Below are 18,106 nucleotides of genomic sequence, written 5' to 3' on the forward strand. Positions count from 1 at the left end.
CAATGGGTTAGGCTGTATTTCAAGACGACCTTCAGCGTTGTAGCGTCAAAAGTTAGAATTTGTTGCGCGGCATTGCCAGCAGGTAAACCATCGCAAAAACCAGGGAACCCCAGTACACGGAGTCATACCGATAAGGATCAAAATCTATGTGCAAAAATCCATTCACAAACTCATGACCATTCGCAAAAATGTTTATCTGTACGGCAGCGACTGCAATCACTAGCAATGTATAAGCAATGAAGAGAGGGTATTTGCGGAGTCGGTTGATTTTTATCTTCCCCAGATACAGGAGGACAAAAATTGCAATAGATACAATAAAATAGAAAAAAGCGGGCCACATAGGTGGGTTTAGGGATAACTCAAGTTGTGGTGACATAATCAATTCTCTTTAGCAATCTGGTACATCTGCCATCCTGTAACGCTTCCACTTCGCCGACCTTCTGACACCTCCGCCCCAGGGTGCATCAAATCTATACTTAAGCAGGGGTGTAGATTGAATATCATAGAGTTAACGGGTAAAGATGCTCTAAAATAATTGATAGAACTTATTGAATTCAATAATATTTCAGAAATTGTAAGATAATTTTAATCATGCTAACGTGAATGCAAAATCACTGGAGAAAGTCTTATGAAACTCGCGGTATATAGCACAAAGCAGTACGACAAAAAGTATCTGCAACATGTTAACGAGGCTTACGGGTTTGAGCTTGAATTTTTCGACTTTCTGCTGTCCGAAAAAACCGCCAAAACGGCGCACGGCTGTGAAGGCGTTTGCATTTTTGTGAATGATGATGGCAGCCGTCCGGTGCTGGAAGAGCTGAAAAAACAGGGCGTGAAATATATCGCCCTGCGCTGCGCTGGCTTCAACAACGTAGATCTTGATGCCGCAAAAGAGCTGGGGCTGAAGGTGGTCCGCGTCCCGGCATATTCTCCGGAAGCGGTCGCGGAACATGCCATCGGTATGATGATGTCGCTGAACCGTCGTATTCACCGTGCTTATCAGCGTACCCGTGATGCCAACTTCTCTCTGGAAGGACTGACCGGCTTTACCATGTACGGTAAAACCGCAGGCGTTATCGGTACCGGTAAGATTGGCGTCGCCGCTCTGCGCATTCTGAAAGGGTTTGGTATGCGTCTGCTGGCGTTTGATCCGTACCCAAGCGCTGCCGCGCTGGATCTGGGCGTGGAATATGTCGACCTGCCGACGCTGTTTTCACAGTCTGACGTTATCTCCCTGCACTGTCCGCTGACGCCGGAAAACTACCACCTGCTCAACCAGGCGGCGTTTGACCAGATGAAAGATGGCGTGATGATCATCAACACCAGCCGCGGCGGGTTGATTGATTCCCAGGCCGCTATTGAAGCGCTGAAAACTCAGAAGATTGGCGCGCTGGGGATGGACGTGTATGAAAATGAGCGCGATCTGTTCTTTGAAGACAAATCTAATGACGTGATCCAGGACGACGTATTCCGCCGTCTGTCTGCCTGCCATAACGTCCTGTTCACCGGACACCAGGCGTTTCTGACTGCCGAAGCGCTGATCAGCATTTCAGAAACCACGCTGGGGAACTTGCAGCAGCTGGAAAAGGGTGAAGAGTGCCCTAACGCTATCGTGTAAATCTATATGCCGGGTGCGGCTCTGCCCTGCCCGGCCAGCTACGCCCGGTCTGGTTTCCAGCTCAGGTGAGCAAAGCGCCACCAGAGCAGGACAGCCAGCAGCGCAATGGCGCTGAGCACGCTAAAGGCCGTCGCAAAAGAGTAATGACCGGCAATCGTGCCGGTTAACGCCGGGCTCATTGCTGCCCCGACACCCTGCATCAGCATGACCACACTCTGCCCGGCATTCACGTGCCCACTCCCGCGCAACAGCACCACGATAAACGACGGCACGACAACGCCCAGGATCCCCGCGGCCAGACCATCAAGAATTTGTACCGGGATCATCATCAACGGGGCGTCTGTGGAGGCTGCCAGTGCCGCCCGAACGGGCATGATCAGCAGGGCCAGCATGATGAAACGCCAGTAACCGTAGCGCTCAATTCGGCCTGCCACCCCCATGGCGACGGGGATCATCACCGCCTGAGAAATGATGACGGTGGCCGCCGCAAATAATCCGGGATTGATGGTTGCCGGTGCCGCAGCAACCCTCATGCTCAGCATCGGCAGCAGTGCGGCATTGGCCAGATGGAACAGCAGCAGCGTCAGCCCGGTTATCAACAGCGCCCGGTTTTTAATCAGCACCGCGACGCCGGGGACTGGTTGACGGGCTGAAGAGGTCAGCCCTCGCGCCGCATCGTTGTCGATATCTGCATGACGAATGGCAAGCAGCGCGCACAACGTCAGAAGCGTCGTACAGGTCATCAGCAGGAAAATGCCCCCGACGCCCCAGAACCAGGCAATGCCGCCCGCAATCACCGCCGTCAGGAAATTGCCGGCGTGGTTGAACGCCTCGTTCTTCCCCATCTGCGCGCTAAACCCGCTCGGGCCCGTCAGACCCAGCGTAATACCCGCAATCAATGGCCCCACAAACGCCGCGCAGATACCGGTGATAATTTGCGAGACGGCGACGACGCCGCTCTGCTGACTAAACCAGAGCAGCAGCGTACTCAGCGTAATGGCGATACAAAGCAGTGCCAGAACCGAACGCTTATTGCGGGAGGTATCCGTAATAAATCCCGCCGGCAGCGTTGCCAGTAATCCCGCCAGCCCCCCGGCGGTCATCAGGATGCCGATATCATCCGGGGTCCAGTGACGTTCCGTCAGGAAGATGCCGAGAAAGGGCCCGAGGCCATCGCGAACATCAGCAATGAAAAAACTTGTCAGGCACAACGCCCGCAGTGAACGAAGAGACATACTTCCTGCCTTTTGCATATTGGCTGGCTCTGTTAGCGACGGCCTGTACGTTCGACGCCCTGTTAAAATCACGATGCAGTATACCGGAGCGTGTTGAAGCTAAAATGACCTCTCCACTCTTCTGCCGCGGCAAACTCTTTTTATAGAACTTCACGCTTTCCAGATACGCCCATTTATGGGAGTATTTAGGAATCGATTGTTTCCTAAATGATGAGCACAATGTCTGAGAAGCTACAGAACGCACGCGAGCGCGGACGTCCGCGGCAATTTAATCTCGATGCGGCCCTGGATCTGGCGATGCCGGTATTCAGAGAAAAGGGTTACCACAGCGCGTCGATAAGTGACCTGAGCGACGCGATGCAGCTCACTGCGGGCAGTATTTATAAAGCCTTTCACGATAAACGTGGCCTGTTCCTACAGGTATTCGCACGTTATACCTCCCTGCGTAATCAATCGTTGCGCGAGCGTCTGGCGCGACAACCTGATGGCCGGGCCAAAATAGCCGAGCTGCTGAACTTTTATCTTGAATCGGCCAGTGCTGTCGAAGGGCGCCGCGGCTGCCTGGTGGTCGGCAGCACCCTTGAACTCAGCCAGTTTGACGGCGAAATTGCCGGGCTGGTGCAGAGCGCGCTTGCGCGAAATCAGCACGCGATCCTCCAGCTGATTGAACAGGGTATGCAGGACGGTTCGGTAAATTCACGACACGACGCGCAGGCGTTGAGCGGCGTTCTGCTGTGCGTGGTCCTGGGCATGCGTGTGGCGGGCAAAGCCGGAGAATTACCGGCACGCGAACGGCTGGTAGAGACGGTGATGGCGCTACTCGCCTAAAAAATTTACCCATAAAGGAAATGATCATTTCCTAAATAGCTGGAGGTAGTCATGTCTGAGAATTCAATCCCCCTTCCGTGGTCGCAGCCTGTCGCGGGCTTGCCCGGTTTTGCGCACTATTACTCAACGGTCGATGGGGTTCGTCTGCACTATGTCAGAGGCGGACAGACGCAAGGTGAAACAATCGTGCTGCTTGCAGGCTTCCCGCAAAGCGGATTTGCCTGGCATAAGGTGATGGCTCTTTTAGCCGATCGTTACGATATCATCGCACTCGACCTCCCGGGCCAGGGCGACTCCGATAAGCCACAGTCTGGCTACGATACCCTCACGCTTGCCAGTTCGGTTTTTGGGCTGGTGCAGACACTTGGGATCACAAGACATTACCTGGCCGCCCACGATGTAGGTGCATGGGTTGCCTGGCCGTATGCCCTGCGTTATGAACAGCAGGTAATCAAGCTGGCTCTGCTTGATGCCGGTATCCCGGGTATTACTTTGCCGGACGCCCTGCCCGCGACGCCAGAAAAAGCCTGGAAAACCTGGCACTTCGCGTTTCATCTTCTCCCCGACCTGCCGGAAGCCTTAATTAGCGGGCGTGAAGAGATTTACCTCGAATGGTTCCTGAGGCGAAAAACCGCCAGTCCGATGGCCTTTAGCGATGCGGATATCGCCCGGTATGTCCGCCTGATGCAGCAAAACGGGGCGCTGCGTGCCGGGCTGGCCCCTTACAGAGAAGCGGCGGTCTCCGCTGTTCAGAACCGGACGCTGGCTGAAACACAAAAACTTCGGGTGCCGCTGCTGGCCGTCAGTGCCGATCAGGGTTCGATTGCCGATATGGCGGCCCCGCTTCGCCAGTTTGCAGAGACGGTGAGTGGCATTACGCTTGCTCATTGCGGTCATTTCATTCCGGATGAACAACCTCAGGCCCTGAGTGAGGCCCTGGCAGACTTCTTCCGTTAACAGGAAGCGCACGGTGTTGATCACTGCTGGCACCGTGCCCTGCTTCATCAACAAAGACAATTGCTGTCGCCATAAAATAAACCTCGCTCAAAATTTATTAAGGAGTTAATCTCGCAAAGAAAATAAGGGGGCATTATGAAAAACTTGATACTCAGTGTTATCGCAAAAATTTCCAAAATGGACGCTGAAGCTAAAGAGCTGGCGGCCAAAGTAGAAGCGCAGTCTTTGTTGATAGGCGCGTTGTTACTGACCATTGGTAAAAATGGCGGTATGAACGAAATGCTCGAGAATGTCAGAAAAGCGATCAACGCAGCGCTTGAAGCAGCAGATACGCCGCTCAAATCCGACGCTGAAATATTACTGAACGAATTCAATAACCTGATTTTATTAACCCAGCTACTCGAAACTAATGACTCAGAGATCAGTATCGAATCGTTAAAGGAAGCCCCAGGCGAAACGGCCTCAGATTGAAACCCATTCCTTGAGGCTGGAGTTAAGTCTCCAGCTTCTCGTTAAACCCACGCCTTACGCGCAGCGCGCCCTGACCGTGTGAGCGTGATTAGACTTTGCCAGGCAGAATATTCAACATCCGTCGCAAGGGTTCCGCAGCGCCCCACAACAGCTGATCGCCGACCGTCAGAACCGAGTATATAGGGTCATTGTTAAGCGACATTTTCTTGTAACGGCCAATACCCACCTGCAGCGAACCGCTAATGTTAGCGGGAGTCAATTTACTGACACTGTCATCCTTATTATTGGGCACATAGTTAACCCATGGATGGGAATGCGTCACAAGCTCTGCAAATTCTTCTTCGCTGACTTCACGCTTGAGCTTCAGGGTTATTGCAGCACTATGGCAACGGATCACACCGACCCGAATACACAAGCCATTTACTGCAATCGTACCCGGAGAGAGACCAAGAATTTTGTTCGTTTCTGCCTCACCCTTCCATTCTTCTCTGCTATTACCATCCCCTAAATCGCTGTCAATCCATGGAATAATACTGCCCATTAAAGGCGCGCCGAAATTCTGGATGGGCATGTTAGCACTGTTAATTAATTCACTCACTTTATTGACTAAAGGAAGCACTGAACCTGAGGATTCCAGCTCATCAGAAGATAAATGTTTACTGATATAAGCGCTTTGAGCAATTAATTCCCGGACATATTTAGCACCCGCTCCGGATGCAGACTGATAGGTCATCACACTCATCCATTCTATCAGATCAGCTTTAATTAAGCCTGACAGTCCCATAAGACTCAGCGTAATGGAACAATTGCCCCCAACAAAAAGTTTAATTCCCTCTTTGATGGCACGATCGATATTTGTGCGGTTGACCGGGTCGAGAATAATGCAGGCTTTTTCATCCATCCGGAGCGCTGAGGCCGCATCAATCCAGTAGCCTTGCCAGCCATGGCTAATCAACTTAGGATAAATTGCTTTGGTATAATCCCCGCCCTGACAGGTTATGATGATATCCATTTCGGCCAGAGCGCTAATAGAATTAGCATCTTTGAGTGTGTGGTTGACGCCACCAATGACGGGACCAGCAGCCCCTGCACTGGAAGTACTGTAAAAATGCGCGGAAATATTGTCGAAGTCGTTCTCTTCGACCATTCTTTGTAACAAAACAGAGCCCACCATTCCTCGCCAACCAACAATACCAACCTGCTTCATTTGCTTAACCTTAATGACGTTATGAGAATGTTAATTTTTCAAAACATGTTATATCTCATCCCACATTAATGGTCATTACGAATTGCATCACATTCGGCCATTATTAAAATGTTTCATACGGCATCAGCAATATTTATACCTTTTACACGGCATAAATAATTAAAATTGTGGGTAAGACATAATCAAACAAAAACCGGGCCTCACGCCCGGTTTTGTGGCTGATCTGAATCAGCGCTACGCACTCAACCCGCGATTCTCCAGCATCGGTTCAATCCTCGGATCGTGGCCGCGCCAGTTCCGGTAAAGTTCAGCTCAATCACTACTGCTCCCGCGCGACAGAATCACCTCGCGGAATGTCTGTCCGTTTTCGCGGGTCAAACCACCCTGCTCGACAAGCCACTGATAGCCATCGTCTGCCAGCATTTGCGTCTATAGGTAATCCAGATTCAGTGTTTGATAATACAGATCAACCTTTTTTATCTGTGGTAAACCTTGCTATTACTTCTTTTTCATCTGCAATTTTACCAAGATTTTCTGGCGCTATTATTCTGCCAACGGGTGTGTATCCGTAGTTTGTCTGAAAGGTCTCATAAAAAAGTACCAGGGTACGATGGCCATATAACATGAGATCGCCCTGATTAATGGTTCCAGGTTTGACCTGGTGGGTCGGTAAGGGACGGGGCAGATCAGCAAATTTCTCGTTCCCGTTAAGTTCCTCCATCGTTAGAGTCAGGGGAAGCTGTTCAATAAATGCCTTTGCGGCTGGATTATTCTTAAGTTCAACGTAAAAAGTTTGCTGATTGATAGTCATTTTAATGGTCACGGCTTTTTCCTTGTCTGTCTGTAAAGAATTACTGGCACGAACCGGGAATAAAAAGCTCGTGATGATAATAAATAACAGGAATAATATTTTTTTCATCCAGATTCTCTCCCGCAAATGTACTGCACCTTTCAGGTGCAGTATCAATGATTATTTTAGATAATCTTTTAAAAAGAAGTCAATTTATCAAATGGGTTCAGAACCATATGCTTATCTCCGGACTCCTCTCTTACTGAAAATTCTACACGATAGATGTATGCTGACTAGCTAATGATTGCTTAATGGGCTTATAAGCTATAGTTATGTTTTGCGAGTATTTCACTGATGAAACGTAATCTGAATGACCTCCTTTATTTCATTACCGTCACCCGCGAAGGGAGTTTAACCCGTGCGAAGGCTCAACCAAGGGGGGCGCAACCGGCTCTCAGCCAGGCAATATCGACGCGGGAATAACGGCTGCAGATCCTACTGCTCACACGAACTACCCGTAACGTATCTCCAATTAATGAGCTGTACTCATAATCAATATAAATTTATACGCATTATCGAATTAATGCTCTGCTGCTAAGATTATCCCTGTTCAGGAATGTGTCACTGAAGTCTGAAGAGATTGAACCTGATCTCAGTCTGATAGTGGTGACAACAGCCCATCACCTATTCAGGAATAGTAAAAATGACAGATAACATCATAGGCAAAGTAATTGTAATCACGGGTGCATCAAGCGGTATGGGTGAAGCGGCTGCACGTTATCTTGCTGAAAAAGGAGCAAAGGTTGTGATGGCAGCGCGGAGAATAGACCGCATAGAGGCCATTGCGAGTGAGCTCCAAAAGCAGAATAAAGAAGCCATCGCCGTCGCAACCGATGTGACGAAACTTGATGACGTAAACAACCTCATTGAGACTGCGGTCAACAAATTCGGTCGTGTAGATGTTCTTATCAATAATGCCGGCCTGATGCCACTTTCCCGCCTTGAACAGGGAAATGTCGATGAATGGAATCAGATGATTGATGTCAATCTGCGCGGGGTTCTACACGGGATTGCTGCGGTGCTGCCTTATATGAAATCACAAAAAACAGGTCATATCATTAACACCGCATCTGTTGCTGCACACCTTGTCTTCCAGAGTTCTGCTGTCTATTCGGCGACAAAATTTGCTGTTCGTGCATTAACCGATGGTTTGCGCCAGGAAATGGCGGCACATAACATTCGCGTCACGTTAGTCTCCCCCGGTGCTGTTAAAACAGAACTGCTGGAGCATATAACGGATAAAGATGTTAAGGCTGCAAACCAGGATTACGTTGAAAATGTTGGCGTGCCAGCAGAAACCTTTGCACGCATGGTAGCCTTCGCAATTAATGAACCAGAAGATGTTGGTGTGAGTGAAATTATTTTCAGACCAACGGCTCAGGAATTGTAATTAGTTTAGTGGCGGCAACTGGAGAAAAACTATCAGGATTTAGGCTTTCAGATTCGGCATACCCCTATGCCTTTTCCTAAGCCTAAAAACACGATTTTTCCTGCACCTAACAGCGAGAAATGTCCGCTTCTGGCACAGGCCTGCTGTTGCAGCCCTGACAACCTTAGACTTCAATCGATCCAGAGATCTCTAACGCATCATCTACTTCAATGCCCAGATAGCGGACTGTGCTTTCCAGTTTCTTATGGCCCAACAGAAGTTGGATCACCCGAAGATTCTTGGTTTTCTTGTAGATCAGGTAAGGTTTTGTTCTTCTCATGGAATGTGTGCTGTAAAGCGAATCTTCGAGACCAAGCTTTTCTACCCACCCATGAAAGATTCGGTTGTATTGTCGGGTTGATAGGTGCTGATTAGTTCCGACCCGAGACCGGAACAAGAAGTCTTTACTGTGCAAATTGCCAAGATTTATCAATGCATCAGCTTCTCTTGTTCCTTTGGTTATCTCAAATTGCACAGGACTACCGGTTTTCTGTTGCAACACCGTTGCTCTGCTTGAAACCAAGCTACCATATGCCACATCAGATACTTTGAGTTTAATCAGATCACAGCCTCGAAGCTTACTGTCCAGGGCCATATTGAACAGAGCTAAATCGCGCGTTTTACCTTCCAGTTCAAGCCGGTTTAGGATCCCCCAGATATGAGATATTTGAAGTGGTCTTTTTTGGCCGATGATACGGTCTTTGTTCCACGGTGACGTGTTCATACTCAAATCTCCTGCAATGTGGGAGATTTGAGTATGGTTGTCCCTTATCAGCGAGGAGCGGACCTTAGTGCTGTCCGCCGATTGGTCATGTTTCGGCGAGCCGAGTGGTAATTCAGCTGGCTGCATAGTCATGCATCCGGATAAATTTTACCGGGCGTGTTTCCAGTCGTTTTCCGGGTCAATACATAGCAGTTTTATCTTTTCTCATCGTAAGCATCGCCAGTAACTCAAAGGCGCTACCGGTAACGACGTTAGGGTAAATCTCCTGCTTTTAACAAGCCGATTGCATGGTCAAGTTGCTTATAGAGTTTGTGTCTCAAATCATCTAACTCGTCATTTTCTCGAATTAGAGGTATTCCATTTTTATGGAGAACAATATCGTTAAATGACCCCATCCCGCCGTAGAGTTTTTTCAATGAGTAAATGGATGACTCACAATCAACATCGAGTTCGATGGCCAGTTTTTCAAATGTTTTTGCCCATGAACCCTCCTCATTTGAGGATAGTATTTTAATGATGTCAGTTACTGTTTTCTTTATTTCATTTTTCATTTCAAACCACCACTTCCAAGTATCTTAACGCCAGGTATTTTCCACGGTGCAGGTACTACAACTTGCTCAGAGCCACCGGAAAAAAGGTCTGTTTGATAGCCTACTTCTCCAACATATACTTTCGTTCCCGCGGGTATTTGGATCTCGTGATAGCTATCAAGAGGAGATTCACTTCCATTAGGCCATTTGGGTAGCAGTGCCTTATCTATCCTGGTTTGGAGCACTCCTTGAGGTCGTTCATACCCGAAAAACTGACCTAATGGTCGCCCCTCAACCCCCCCTCTATAGAAACTCGTATCTGTTGATAGAGTGATCTCTTTGTATGTACCACTGGAAAAAGTTTCTGCTAGCTCTTTAGGTAATGGTCCGGGCTTTATCATCGAGTATTCCCCCTCGATTTTTCCCAGAACATGAAGATTGTTAAGCTCACTCGCCGCCCCTATTCTGCCGAGCCCAAGACCCGCAGCAACAGAAGCACCAGCAATGATCAGCCCTTTATTGTCCATAACTTGCTTGTAACCCTCTGGCGCATCGCCACCGAGTTGCTGCGCGGTCTGATGGAATCCATCAATATTGCCATTATAGATCCCACCTGCGGCCAACAACCGGCCTGCTGCTTTGCTATTGATGGTTTTTGCAGCCTGAGCATGTTGCGCAGGTGCCGCCGGGCGGACGTGATATCCCGGGCGTTTCAGCTGCCGGGACAGGAGGAAGCTGAGCCGGGTATAAAGGAACAGAGGCAGATCATTGCGAAGGTCACCGGATGTCGTCAGCACACCCGAAATAGTATGCCCGGTTATGTCTTTTCTCAGCAGAACGAGCTTCCCGGATTTGATGTCGGCAAGCGTGTCACGGTATGCCATCCACGGTTGCTGCCAGTGAAACGGTTGATAGCGGCTGACAAACCGGGTGTAGCCCTGCGGTAAATTCCACTCCTGGATGATGCGATTGGGCAATGCAGTTTCTGCAAGATCTCCTGCCGCAGTGTCCGGGTGGATAATGTGAGGGATGTCCTCAAGGTAGATGTCGTCCAGTGACATTGCCTGGCTGTGATGAAGCATGGAGCCCCTTTTTCGCTGCTGTTATGCGCCCCATTATTGCGTATTACAGACAACAGGCAAAGCCCCCTAATGCCCCTGTGGCCAGATGCTGGCTCCGCCAGCATCTGGGTTCTATCTGACCGGGGACTGACTAGAAAAGGTCCGCTACGAGCGAGTAGCGGAAGCTCGCAATTGTTATTACCGCGTAGAATGCATTACTAACGTTGCTATGTGTTAACGAACGGGGAGCGGGTCAAGCGCTCTTAACGTCAGCTTTTGTCTAAGCAGACATCTATTTGCTTACTGAAGGGCCGCTATGAGTGCTATGAGCGAGGAGCGGAAGTTCTCCTTCACGCAGGCCCTGTGCAGGTAATCAGTAGTTATATGTCATAAGGCTCACAAATTTTAGTTTTCCTCTATAGACGGTGCTATATGTTCAACCCAGCAATCTAACAGAGGCCAACAGACAAGACGATAAATCAGCCAGCAAGCATAAATAGCTGAAGCGCTAAAACACCCTCCTGCAGACAACTTCCCGTGCGCTATTTCATGGCGCAGTGACGGACCTGGCTTGTAATTAAAAAGTAAATCAATAATATTTATTAAATCCCCACCAAAGACCTGCTCCAACTCAGGGCGAAGGCTTTCTAGCATTCCAGATAGAGAACGATCTTCCTGGAGAAGCTCATTATCTAATTTAGAAGTCTCACGGTTCAATGTGTGCATATAAAACCGTATTGAGTTTTCAAGTTGAGGAACGAGAAGGTAAGTAGCAGAAGCATAATCACCCTGAAAAAAGCGAGAAAAGCCTAACGAAAATATATGTTCATGACCACGTGGAACGAATGGGCTTAATGCGGAAATTGATTCAAAATGACGTTCTTCTATAGAAAACCGGGTTGATAAACAATAACGAACAGGGTCTACATAACCTGAAACGAAGTGATGATAAAATAAATCAAGAGTTCTTATATGCCGAGATTTGTACCACTCATCCGATGGATTCCCATCGACAGAAACTGCAGGCGTTTTGGCGTAGACCTTACCTTCTACATCAGTATGAACCCCTCCCATGAAATTACTAAAAAAACTTTCCTTTCGAACAGTGTCAGCGTGGTGACGTAAGTCGCTCTTAGATATAATGTATGGAGCCAGGGCAAATTCATGCAAACAGGCTGAGAGGGAGAGTTCTGAGTAGATTTTAGATGTTTCTTCTCTCTCATTATCGGCATCTATGGGGATTGTGAATGTTGCAAATTCATCGCGTGATGACATCTGGAAGTCACGCAACTCGGCAATCAACGCTGCTATTCGCTCTTTGTGCCCACCTACAGAACGCAGTTCCCCTATTGCAATGCTTGTCCAGTATGCTTTTGCTGAAGCCTGACTGACATGCTTTCTCATCTTAAGTGTCTGCTCTACTGCCTTCTCTTGGCACTCTCGCTTAGAATCATTGTCCCCATTTTTTTCAAATGCACTTGCCGCTAAATAAAGTACCTTTTTGACAACATCCGGATTTGTATTAGCATCAATCTTACTTGCTAGTCTCTTGGCATCCTTCGCAACAACACTCCAATCGATTATCTTCTTATTTGCCCCAAACCGCGCTACTCGTTCAAATACTACATACAACTTTAGCTCTAATGCTTTTGCATATACAACATCAAATGCAGATTGTATATTTTGCGGGAATGAGTTTTTCTTCTGTGTTAACGAGGCTATATCGAACACACGTCTTAAGAATTGCTCGAGCTTCCCCATATGATTAAAGGTGCTATAATTCCCCTCCTGCACACTACGGTTACTGTATGTGTCTATTAGTTCGCAATAAGTATTTATTGCTATTGTAGCTGCGTCTTTTTTTCTTTTATCATTAGTCCATATTATATCTGCCACCCGTGCTCGAAGTAGTCTGTTTTCAATTTTAATAACTACGTTTGAAAGAATGTCATTTTGTTCACCTCGGAAGTCACTAGGTATGTAAGAACGACCATTTGGACCACTCCATACTGGCCCCCACGGTTGGACAGGGTCATCAGCCCTAAAATGAAATGAGCAAACTGCCTTGAACAATTCATACACGCTTTTTTGAGTCTCATTAGAGGAACGAGCTGATGCTTCCAACTGAATATTTAGCTCGTGATAATCACAAGAGGCCGATTCTGGTAGCAAGGAATCAAAGTTAAAAACGGCGAAATCATCTGCTGCCGCCAGAACTACAGGCATGGTCGCCATATCGCTTTTTGGTTGGGTGCCGTCTTGTTTAGTTGCCATGATTATTCCTTAATACGGTTTAGTTGAGCCTGCCAGTGCAGTGGTCGACAAAATTTGACCGCGGCATGAGACTTTTTAGAACCACTAAAAGTCCGCTTCTGGCACATAACGGCCCTGGAAATTGGGAAAATCACCGGACCCTTAGCAGATCTGAATATCTGGTCGTATATCTCGGCGACAGCATTTCACGTTTCATCTGCCAATACTGCTATATGCCCTGTCCTGCAAAGTAAAGCGTGCCTTTCCCGTCTTTCGCATTCAGGTGTTCGAGCACCTCAATCAACTTTTCGCTGCCAGCATACGGTGCGTTCTCATCGAAAAGGTTGAGCTGGGCCAACCCCTGGCTGAAGAAGTCACCCAACATTATTCCGGCTTTCTGGTAACGATGGCCATCCTTCCAGATTTTATCCAGGCACTTTATGTGGCGTTAATGATTTGGGGAAGACAAAATCGGACAAAAAACCGGGCATCGCGCCCGGTTCTGTTCCCATACTAAAAAAGCCCTTAAGCACTCAATCCACGATTCTCCAGCATCGGTTCAATCCTCGGATCGTGCCCACGCCACTGGCGGTAAAGTTCAGCTAAATCACTACTATTCCCGCGCGACAAAATCGCCTCGCGGAATTTCTGCCCGTTTTCGCGGGTTAAGCCGCCCTGCTCAACAAACCACTGATAGCCATCGTCTGCCAGCATTTGCGTCCACAGGTAAGCGTAATACCCTGCCGCATAGCCGCCGCCGAAGATATGGGCGAAGTAGCAGCTGCGATAGCGCGGTGGAACGGCGGGCAGATCCAGCCCCTCTTTGTGCAGTGCTGCCGCTTCAAAGGTGTCAACATCGTCCACGGGTTCGCTGATGCCGTGCCAGTTCATATCCAGCAGCGCAGCGCTAAGCAGCTCGGTCATGTCATAACCTTTATTAAACTGCGTCGCGTTAAGCATTTTATCGCGCAGCGCCTCGGGCATCGGCTCTCCTGTCTGATAGTGGCGGGCATAGTGGGCAAACACCTGCGGGTGGCTCGCCCAGTGCTCGTTGATTTGCGATGGGAACTCGACAAAATCACGCGGCGTATTGGTGCCGGAGAGGGAGGCGTAGCGCTGGCTGGCAAACAGACCGTGCAGCGTATGACCAAACTCGTGGAACAGGGTGACCACATCGTCCCAGGAGATCAGCGCCGTCTGACCGTTAGCCGGTTTTTGATAGTTGCAGACATTGTAGATAACCGGGCGCGAGGCAAACTCATACGATTGCTCGACGAAATTCCCCATCCACGCCCCACCGGCTTTCGATTCGCGGGCAAAGAAATCACCGTAGAACAGCGCCATCCCTTCGCCGGTGTGGTCGAAAATCTCCCACACGCGGACATCAGGATGGTAAACCGGAATATCGAAACGCTCGACAAAGCGGAGGCCAAACAGCTGGCTTGCAGCCCAGAATACGCCATCCTGCAACACCGTGTTGAGCGCAAAGTACGGCTTGATTTGCGACTCGTCGAGGGCATATTTCGCCTGGCGCACGCGCTCGGCATAAAAGGCCCAGTCCCACGCCTGCACGGTGAACCCGCCCTGCTCGTCATCAATCACTTTTTGGATATCAGCTTGCTCAAGCATCGCTCGGGTGCGTGCGGCGGGCACAATTCCGCGCATAAAAGCCAACGCGGCGGCAGGTGTTTTCGCCATTTGATCGGCGATACTCCAGCTTGCGTAGTCCTCAAACCCCAACAATTTTGCCTGACGCGCACGCAACGCGGTGAGACGCAGGATCAGTGTCCGGGTATCGTTTTCATCCCCTTTCTGGGTACGCGTCCAGCCCGCGTTAAACAAATTTTCGCGCGTCTGACGGTCACGCAGCGCAGAAAGTGCGGGTTGTTGAGTGGTATTCAGCAGCGGAATCAACCAGCGTTCGTTCAGCCCTTTCTCCGCGGCGGCATGGGCGGCCGTCGCAATCTCGTCAGGACTGAGTCCATCAAGCTGATAAGCATAATCCACGACCAGCCCACCGGCTTTGGTGGCGGCCAGCAGACGCTGATTAAACTGGCTGGTGAGGGTCGCCGCCTCGGTATTCAGCGCTTTCAGCTCCGCTTTTTCTGCATCATTCAGCCGCGCACCGGCCAGCACAAAGTGCTGGTACGTCTCTTCTGCCAGCCGACGGGATTCGGCGTCCAGCGCAGCACAATCCTGCCAGACGCTCTCCACACGAGAGAACAGCGTGTCGTTAAGCCAGATATCGTTCGCCAGCGCAGCAAGATCGGTAGAGATCTGCTCCTCAAGCGCCTGTAAGTCATCATTGGTGTGCGCAGAGGTCATGGCGAAGAAAACGCTGCTGACACGCGAGAGCATGGCACCGCTTTTTTCGAGTGCCAGCACGGTATTGTTGAAATCGGGGGCGGCCGTTTGCGCGACAATCGCGTCAATTTCGGCTCGCTTCTGGCGTATCGCTTCATCGAATGCCGGGCGGTAGTGGCCGTCGTTGATTTCGTCGAATCGGGGTGCCTGATAAGGCAACAGGCTGCTTTCAAAAAAGGGATTAGTGGCTGACATCTTTCACTCCTGAGTACGGTTATCTTCCCAGAGTAGGCCAGGCCGCCACTGCCTGCAATGCCGTCATACAAATGTTGCCTTAACGCATCCTTCGCGGCCGTGCTATGTTAGTACAACACAAAAAGCGTTGAGGAACAGTGAGATGATTATTTTAGTTACCGGGGCAACGGCAGGTTTTGGTGAAAGCATCACGCGTCGCTTCGTCGCCAACGGGCATAAGGTGATTGCGACGGGTCGTCGTCAGGAGCGTCTGCAGGAGCTGAAAGATGAGCTGGGTGACAGCATCCTGACCGCGCAGCTTGATGTCCGTAACCGTGCCGCCATCGAAGAGATGATTGCTAACCTGCCGGCCGAATGGCGTGCCATTGACCTGCTGGTCAACAATGCCGGTCTGGCGCTCGGTATGGAGCCTGCCCACAAAGCCAGCGTCGAAGACTGGGAAAACATGATCGACACGAACAACAAAGGGCTGGTGTACATGACCCGCGCCGTGCTGCCAGGCATGGTTGAGCGCAATCGCGGCCACATTATTAACATCGGTTCGACCGCAGGAAGCTGGCCTTATGCGGGCGGTAATGTTTATGGCGCGACCAAAGCCTTCGTGCGTCAGTTCAGCCTTAACCTGCGTACCGATCTGCACGGCACCGCCATTCGCGTGACCGATATTGAGCCGGGCCTGGTAGGCGGAACCGAATTTTCCAACGTTCGGTTTAAAGGTGATGACGCGAAAGCAGACAAAACCTACGAGAATGCGAACGCCCTGACGCCGGAAGATGTCACCGAAGCGGTCTGGTGGGTGGCAACGCTGCCAAAACACGTCAACATTAATACGGTAGAAATGATGCCAGTCAGCCAGAGTTTTGGCGGACTTAGCGTCCATCGTGGCTAAAATTGCCCTTCCCGGCCTGCGGGCCGGGTCTGTTTCAGGCCATAAAAGAATGGTAGTATGTTCAGGCTAACTCTCTGAGAAATGACAACTCATGGCCGCTGAATCGCAACTCAATCCTACCCAGCCCGTAAACCGGCAAATCTATCGCATTTTGCGACGTGATATTGTCCATTGCCTGATCCCACCCGGAACGCCGCTCTCTGAAAAAGAGGTATCCGTGCGGTTTGACGTGTCCCGCCAGCCCGTGCGTGAGGCGTTTATCAAGCTTGCAGAAAACGGTCTGATTCAGATCCGCCCGCAGCGCGGCAGCTATGTGAACAAAATCTCGCTCTCCCAGGTGCGTAACGGCTGTTTTGTCCGTCAGGCCATTGAGTGCGCGGTGGCGCGCCGTGCCGCATCCTTGATTGATGACAACCAGTGCTACCTGCTGGAGCAAAACCTGCATCAGCAGCGTATTGCGATTGACCGCAAACAGCTCAACGACTTCTTCCAGCTTGATGACGAGTTTCACCAGAAGCTGGCGCAAATTGCGGACTGTCAGCTGGCCTGGGACACGATTGAAAACATCAAAGCCACCATCGACCGCGTGCGCTATATGAGCCTCGACCACGTCTCCCCACCGGAAATGTTGCTCCGACAGCATCATGATATTTTCAGTGCGCTGGAAAAACGCGATCAGGACGGTGTAGAAAAAGCGATGACGCTGCACCTGCAGGAAATCAGCGAATCCGTACAGTTAATTCGTCAGGAAAACAGCGACTGGTTTAGCGAAGAGTAAAATACGCCGCCCCCGTTTCGGTTGCGGCGAAGAGATTAGCGAACCACCAGCACCGGAATACTCGCATAGCGCAGGATAGATTCCGCATTAGAACCGAGCAGATGGGTGCTGATGCTCGGGTTTTTCGACCCGATGACGATCACGTCATATTCCCCTTCTTTGCTCAGTTTGATAATTTCGTCACGCACGTTGCCAAAGCAGACCAGGCTGTGGATATTCTCCCCGGGGAGATCAAACAGCCTTTTTAGCTCGTTCATTTTCTTCCCGGATTCAGCGGTCATAAACGCTTCAAACTTTTTGATATCGGCGTTGAATCCGCGCAGCAACGAGCGGCTGCTGTTGGGGAGAATGTTCACCAGCGTAATCGACGCGCCTTCCGCCTTTGCAAGGTTGGCCGCGTGGCGAACCGCTTTGTCGCTCAATTCCATTTCAAATACATCAACAGGCATTAAAATCTTCTTATACATAAGCCTGACTCCTTATTCCTGTGAAAGGGGTATTCCCTGCTTCAAGAATGACAGCCGGAATATAAACAAACCCTAAACGCTTGCCTGCAGAAACTATCAATAAAGGAAAATAAATGTGGGCTTTGTAAATTGCTGTCGTGAACCGTCAGCACCCACCAATATTGAGAAAAAAGTGTGAGTTTGATCAAAAACAAAAAAATGAGATGCAGACAGGCGTATTTATAGTGCCCCGTGAACGGTGAAACCTAAA

The 18,106-nt window shown here is 49.8% G+C and carries 17 protein-coding genes and 3 pseudogenes; 8 read left to right on the forward strand and 12 right to left on the reverse strand.

Annotation, left to right across the window (positions count from 1 at the left end):
- Positions 1-52: 52 nt before the first annotated feature.
- Positions 53-376 (reverse strand): hypothetical protein, encoded by a 324-nt coding sequence (locus AM410_RS20105; protein WP_047366269.1) that lies wholly within the window; start codon positions 374-376, stop codon positions 53-55.
- Positions 377-628: 252 nt separating this feature from the next.
- Between AM410_RS20105 and AM410_RS20110 the strand changes: the two genes are divergently transcribed.
- Positions 629-1,618 (forward strand): 2-hydroxyacid dehydrogenase, encoded by a 990-nt coding sequence (locus AM410_RS20110; protein ID WP_014169916.1) that lies wholly within the window; start codon positions 629-631, stop codon positions 1,616-1,618.
- Positions 1,619-1,656: 38 nt separating this feature from the next.
- Here AM410_RS20110 and AM410_RS20115 read toward each other — a convergent pair whose 3' ends face one another.
- On the reverse strand, positions 1,657-2,853 hold the full coding sequence (locus AM410_RS20115; protein WP_047366270.1) for an MFS transporter: 1,197 nt from the start codon (positions 2,851-2,853) through the stop codon (positions 1,657-1,659).
- Between the two features lie 219 nt (positions 2,854-3,072).
- Here AM410_RS20115 and AM410_RS20120 point away from each other — a divergent pair, with 219 nt between their 5' ends.
- The 3 genes from AM410_RS20120 (at position 3,073) to iraP (ending at position 5,109) form a co-directional block, all read left to right on the forward strand.
- Complete coding sequence (locus tag AM410_RS20120) at positions 3,073-3,681, forward strand: TetR/AcrR family transcriptional regulator (protein WP_073396690.1); 609 nt, start codon at positions 3,073-3,075, stop codon at positions 3,679-3,681.
- 51 nt (positions 3,682-3,732) lie between these two features.
- Entirely contained in the window at positions 3,733-4,638 is a 906-nt protein-coding gene (locus AM410_RS20125) for an alpha/beta fold hydrolase (RefSeq protein WP_020884252.1), read from the forward strand.
- Between the two features lie 135 nt (positions 4,639-4,773).
- Positions 4,774-5,109, forward strand: coding sequence for an anti-adapter protein IraP (gene iraP, locus AM410_RS20130; protein WP_108648343.1), 336 nt, complete (start codon positions 4,774-4,776; stop codon positions 5,107-5,109).
- An 88-nt stretch (positions 5,110-5,197) separates the two neighbouring features.
- On the opposite strand, the gene asd is transcribed toward iraP, so the two are convergent.
- The 3 genes and pseudogenes from asd to AM410_RS20145 all read right to left on the reverse strand — a co-directional run bounded on the left by asd (position 5,198) and on the right by AM410_RS20145 (position 7,235).
- Positions 5,198-6,316 carry an aspartate-semialdehyde dehydrogenase gene (gene asd, locus AM410_RS20135; protein WP_108648345.1) on the reverse strand — a complete coding sequence of 373 codons (1,119 nt, stop codon included), beginning with the start codon at positions 6,314-6,316 and terminating at the stop codon, positions 5,198-5,200.
- Positions 6,317-6,550: 234 nt separating this feature from the next.
- Positions 6,551-6,745 (reverse strand): annotated as a pseudogene (locus tag AM410_RS20140) (M3 family metallopeptidase); the annotation flags it as partial.
- A 37-nt stretch (positions 6,746-6,782) separates the two neighbouring features.
- Positions 6,783-7,235 carry a cyclophilin-like fold protein gene (locus AM410_RS20145; protein WP_047366273.1) on the reverse strand — a complete coding sequence of 151 codons (453 nt, stop codon included), beginning with the start codon at positions 7,233-7,235 and terminating at the stop codon, positions 6,783-6,785.
- Positions 7,236-7,460: 225 nt separating this feature from the next.
- Here AM410_RS20145 and AM410_RS24240 point away from each other — a divergent pair.
- Both AM410_RS24240 and AM410_RS20155 read left to right on the forward strand, forming a co-directional pair.
- A pseudogene (locus tag AM410_RS24240) lies at positions 7,461-7,586 on the forward strand (LysR family transcriptional regulator); the annotation flags it as partial.
- Between the two features lie 223 nt (positions 7,587-7,809).
- Positions 7,810-8,556 (forward strand): SDR family oxidoreductase, encoded by a 747-nt coding sequence (locus AM410_RS20155; protein WP_032681105.1) that lies wholly within the window; start codon positions 7,810-7,812, stop codon positions 8,554-8,556.
- 163 nt (positions 8,557-8,719) lie between these two features.
- Here the strand turns inward: AM410_RS20155 and AM410_RS20160 are convergent, their stop codons facing one another.
- The 6 genes and pseudogenes from AM410_RS20160 to dcp all read right to left on the reverse strand — a co-directional run bounded on the left by AM410_RS20160 (position 8,720) and on the right by dcp (position 15,722).
- The gene (locus AM410_RS20160; protein ID WP_047366274.1) at positions 8,720-9,319 is read right to left on the reverse strand and encodes a tyrosine-type recombinase/integrase; all 600 of its coding nucleotides are present in this window, start codon (positions 9,317-9,319) and stop codon (positions 8,720-8,722) included.
- A gap of 251 nt (positions 9,320-9,570) precedes the next feature.
- On the reverse strand, positions 9,571-9,870 hold the full coding sequence (locus AM410_RS20165) for a DUF6966 domain-containing protein (RefSeq protein ID WP_044867644.1): 300 nt from the start codon (positions 9,868-9,870) through the stop codon (positions 9,571-9,573).
- On the reverse strand, positions 9,867-10,931 hold the full coding sequence (locus AM410_RS20170; RefSeq protein ID WP_047366275.1) for a hypothetical protein: 1,065 nt from the start codon (positions 10,929-10,931) through the stop codon (positions 9,867-9,869). The genes AM410_RS20165 and AM410_RS20170 overlap by 4 nt, the downstream gene beginning before the upstream one ends.
- A gap of 384 nt (positions 10,932-11,315) precedes the next feature.
- On the reverse strand, positions 11,316-13,184 hold the full coding sequence (locus AM410_RS20175) for a DUF4209 domain-containing protein (RefSeq protein ID WP_047366276.1): 1,869 nt from the start codon (positions 13,182-13,184) through the stop codon (positions 11,316-11,318).
- Positions 13,185-13,314: 130 nt separating this feature from the next.
- Positions 13,315-13,605 (reverse strand): annotated as a pseudogene (locus AM410_RS24005) (DUF4113 domain-containing protein); the annotation flags it as partial.
- An 83-nt stretch (positions 13,606-13,688) separates the two neighbouring features.
- Positions 13,689-15,722 carry a peptidyl-dipeptidase Dcp gene (gene dcp, locus AM410_RS20185; RefSeq protein WP_108648347.1) on the reverse strand — a complete coding sequence of 678 codons (2,034 nt, stop codon included), beginning with the start codon at positions 15,720-15,722 and terminating at the stop codon, positions 13,689-13,691.
- Between the two features lie 142 nt (positions 15,723-15,864).
- Here dcp and ydfG point away from each other — a divergent pair, with 142 nt between their 5' ends.
- Positions 15,865-16,611 (forward strand): bifunctional NADP-dependent 3-hydroxy acid dehydrogenase/3-hydroxypropionate dehydrogenase YdfG, encoded by a 747-nt coding sequence (ydfG, locus tag AM410_RS20190; RefSeq protein WP_020884259.1) that lies wholly within the window; start codon positions 15,865-15,867, stop codon positions 16,609-16,611.
- Positions 16,612-16,702: 91 nt separating this feature from the next.
- Complete coding sequence (locus tag AM410_RS20195) at positions 16,703-17,389, forward strand: GntR family transcriptional regulator (RefSeq protein WP_108648350.1); 687 nt, start codon at positions 16,703-16,705, stop codon at positions 17,387-17,389.
- A gap of 35 nt (positions 17,390-17,424) precedes the next feature.
- Here the strand turns inward: AM410_RS20195 and AM410_RS20200 are convergent, their stop codons facing one another.
- Complete coding sequence (locus AM410_RS20200; protein WP_014169892.1) at positions 17,425-17,856, reverse strand: universal stress protein; 432 nt, start codon at positions 17,854-17,856, stop codon at positions 17,425-17,427.
- Between the last annotated feature and the right edge of the window lie 250 nt (positions 17,857-18,106).

The sequence above is a fragment of the Enterobacter cloacae complex sp. FDA-CDC-AR_0164 genome (assembly GCF_003071645.1).
Taxonomy (GTDB): domain Bacteria; phylum Pseudomonadota; class Gammaproteobacteria; order Enterobacterales; family Enterobacteriaceae; genus Enterobacter; species Enterobacter ludwigii.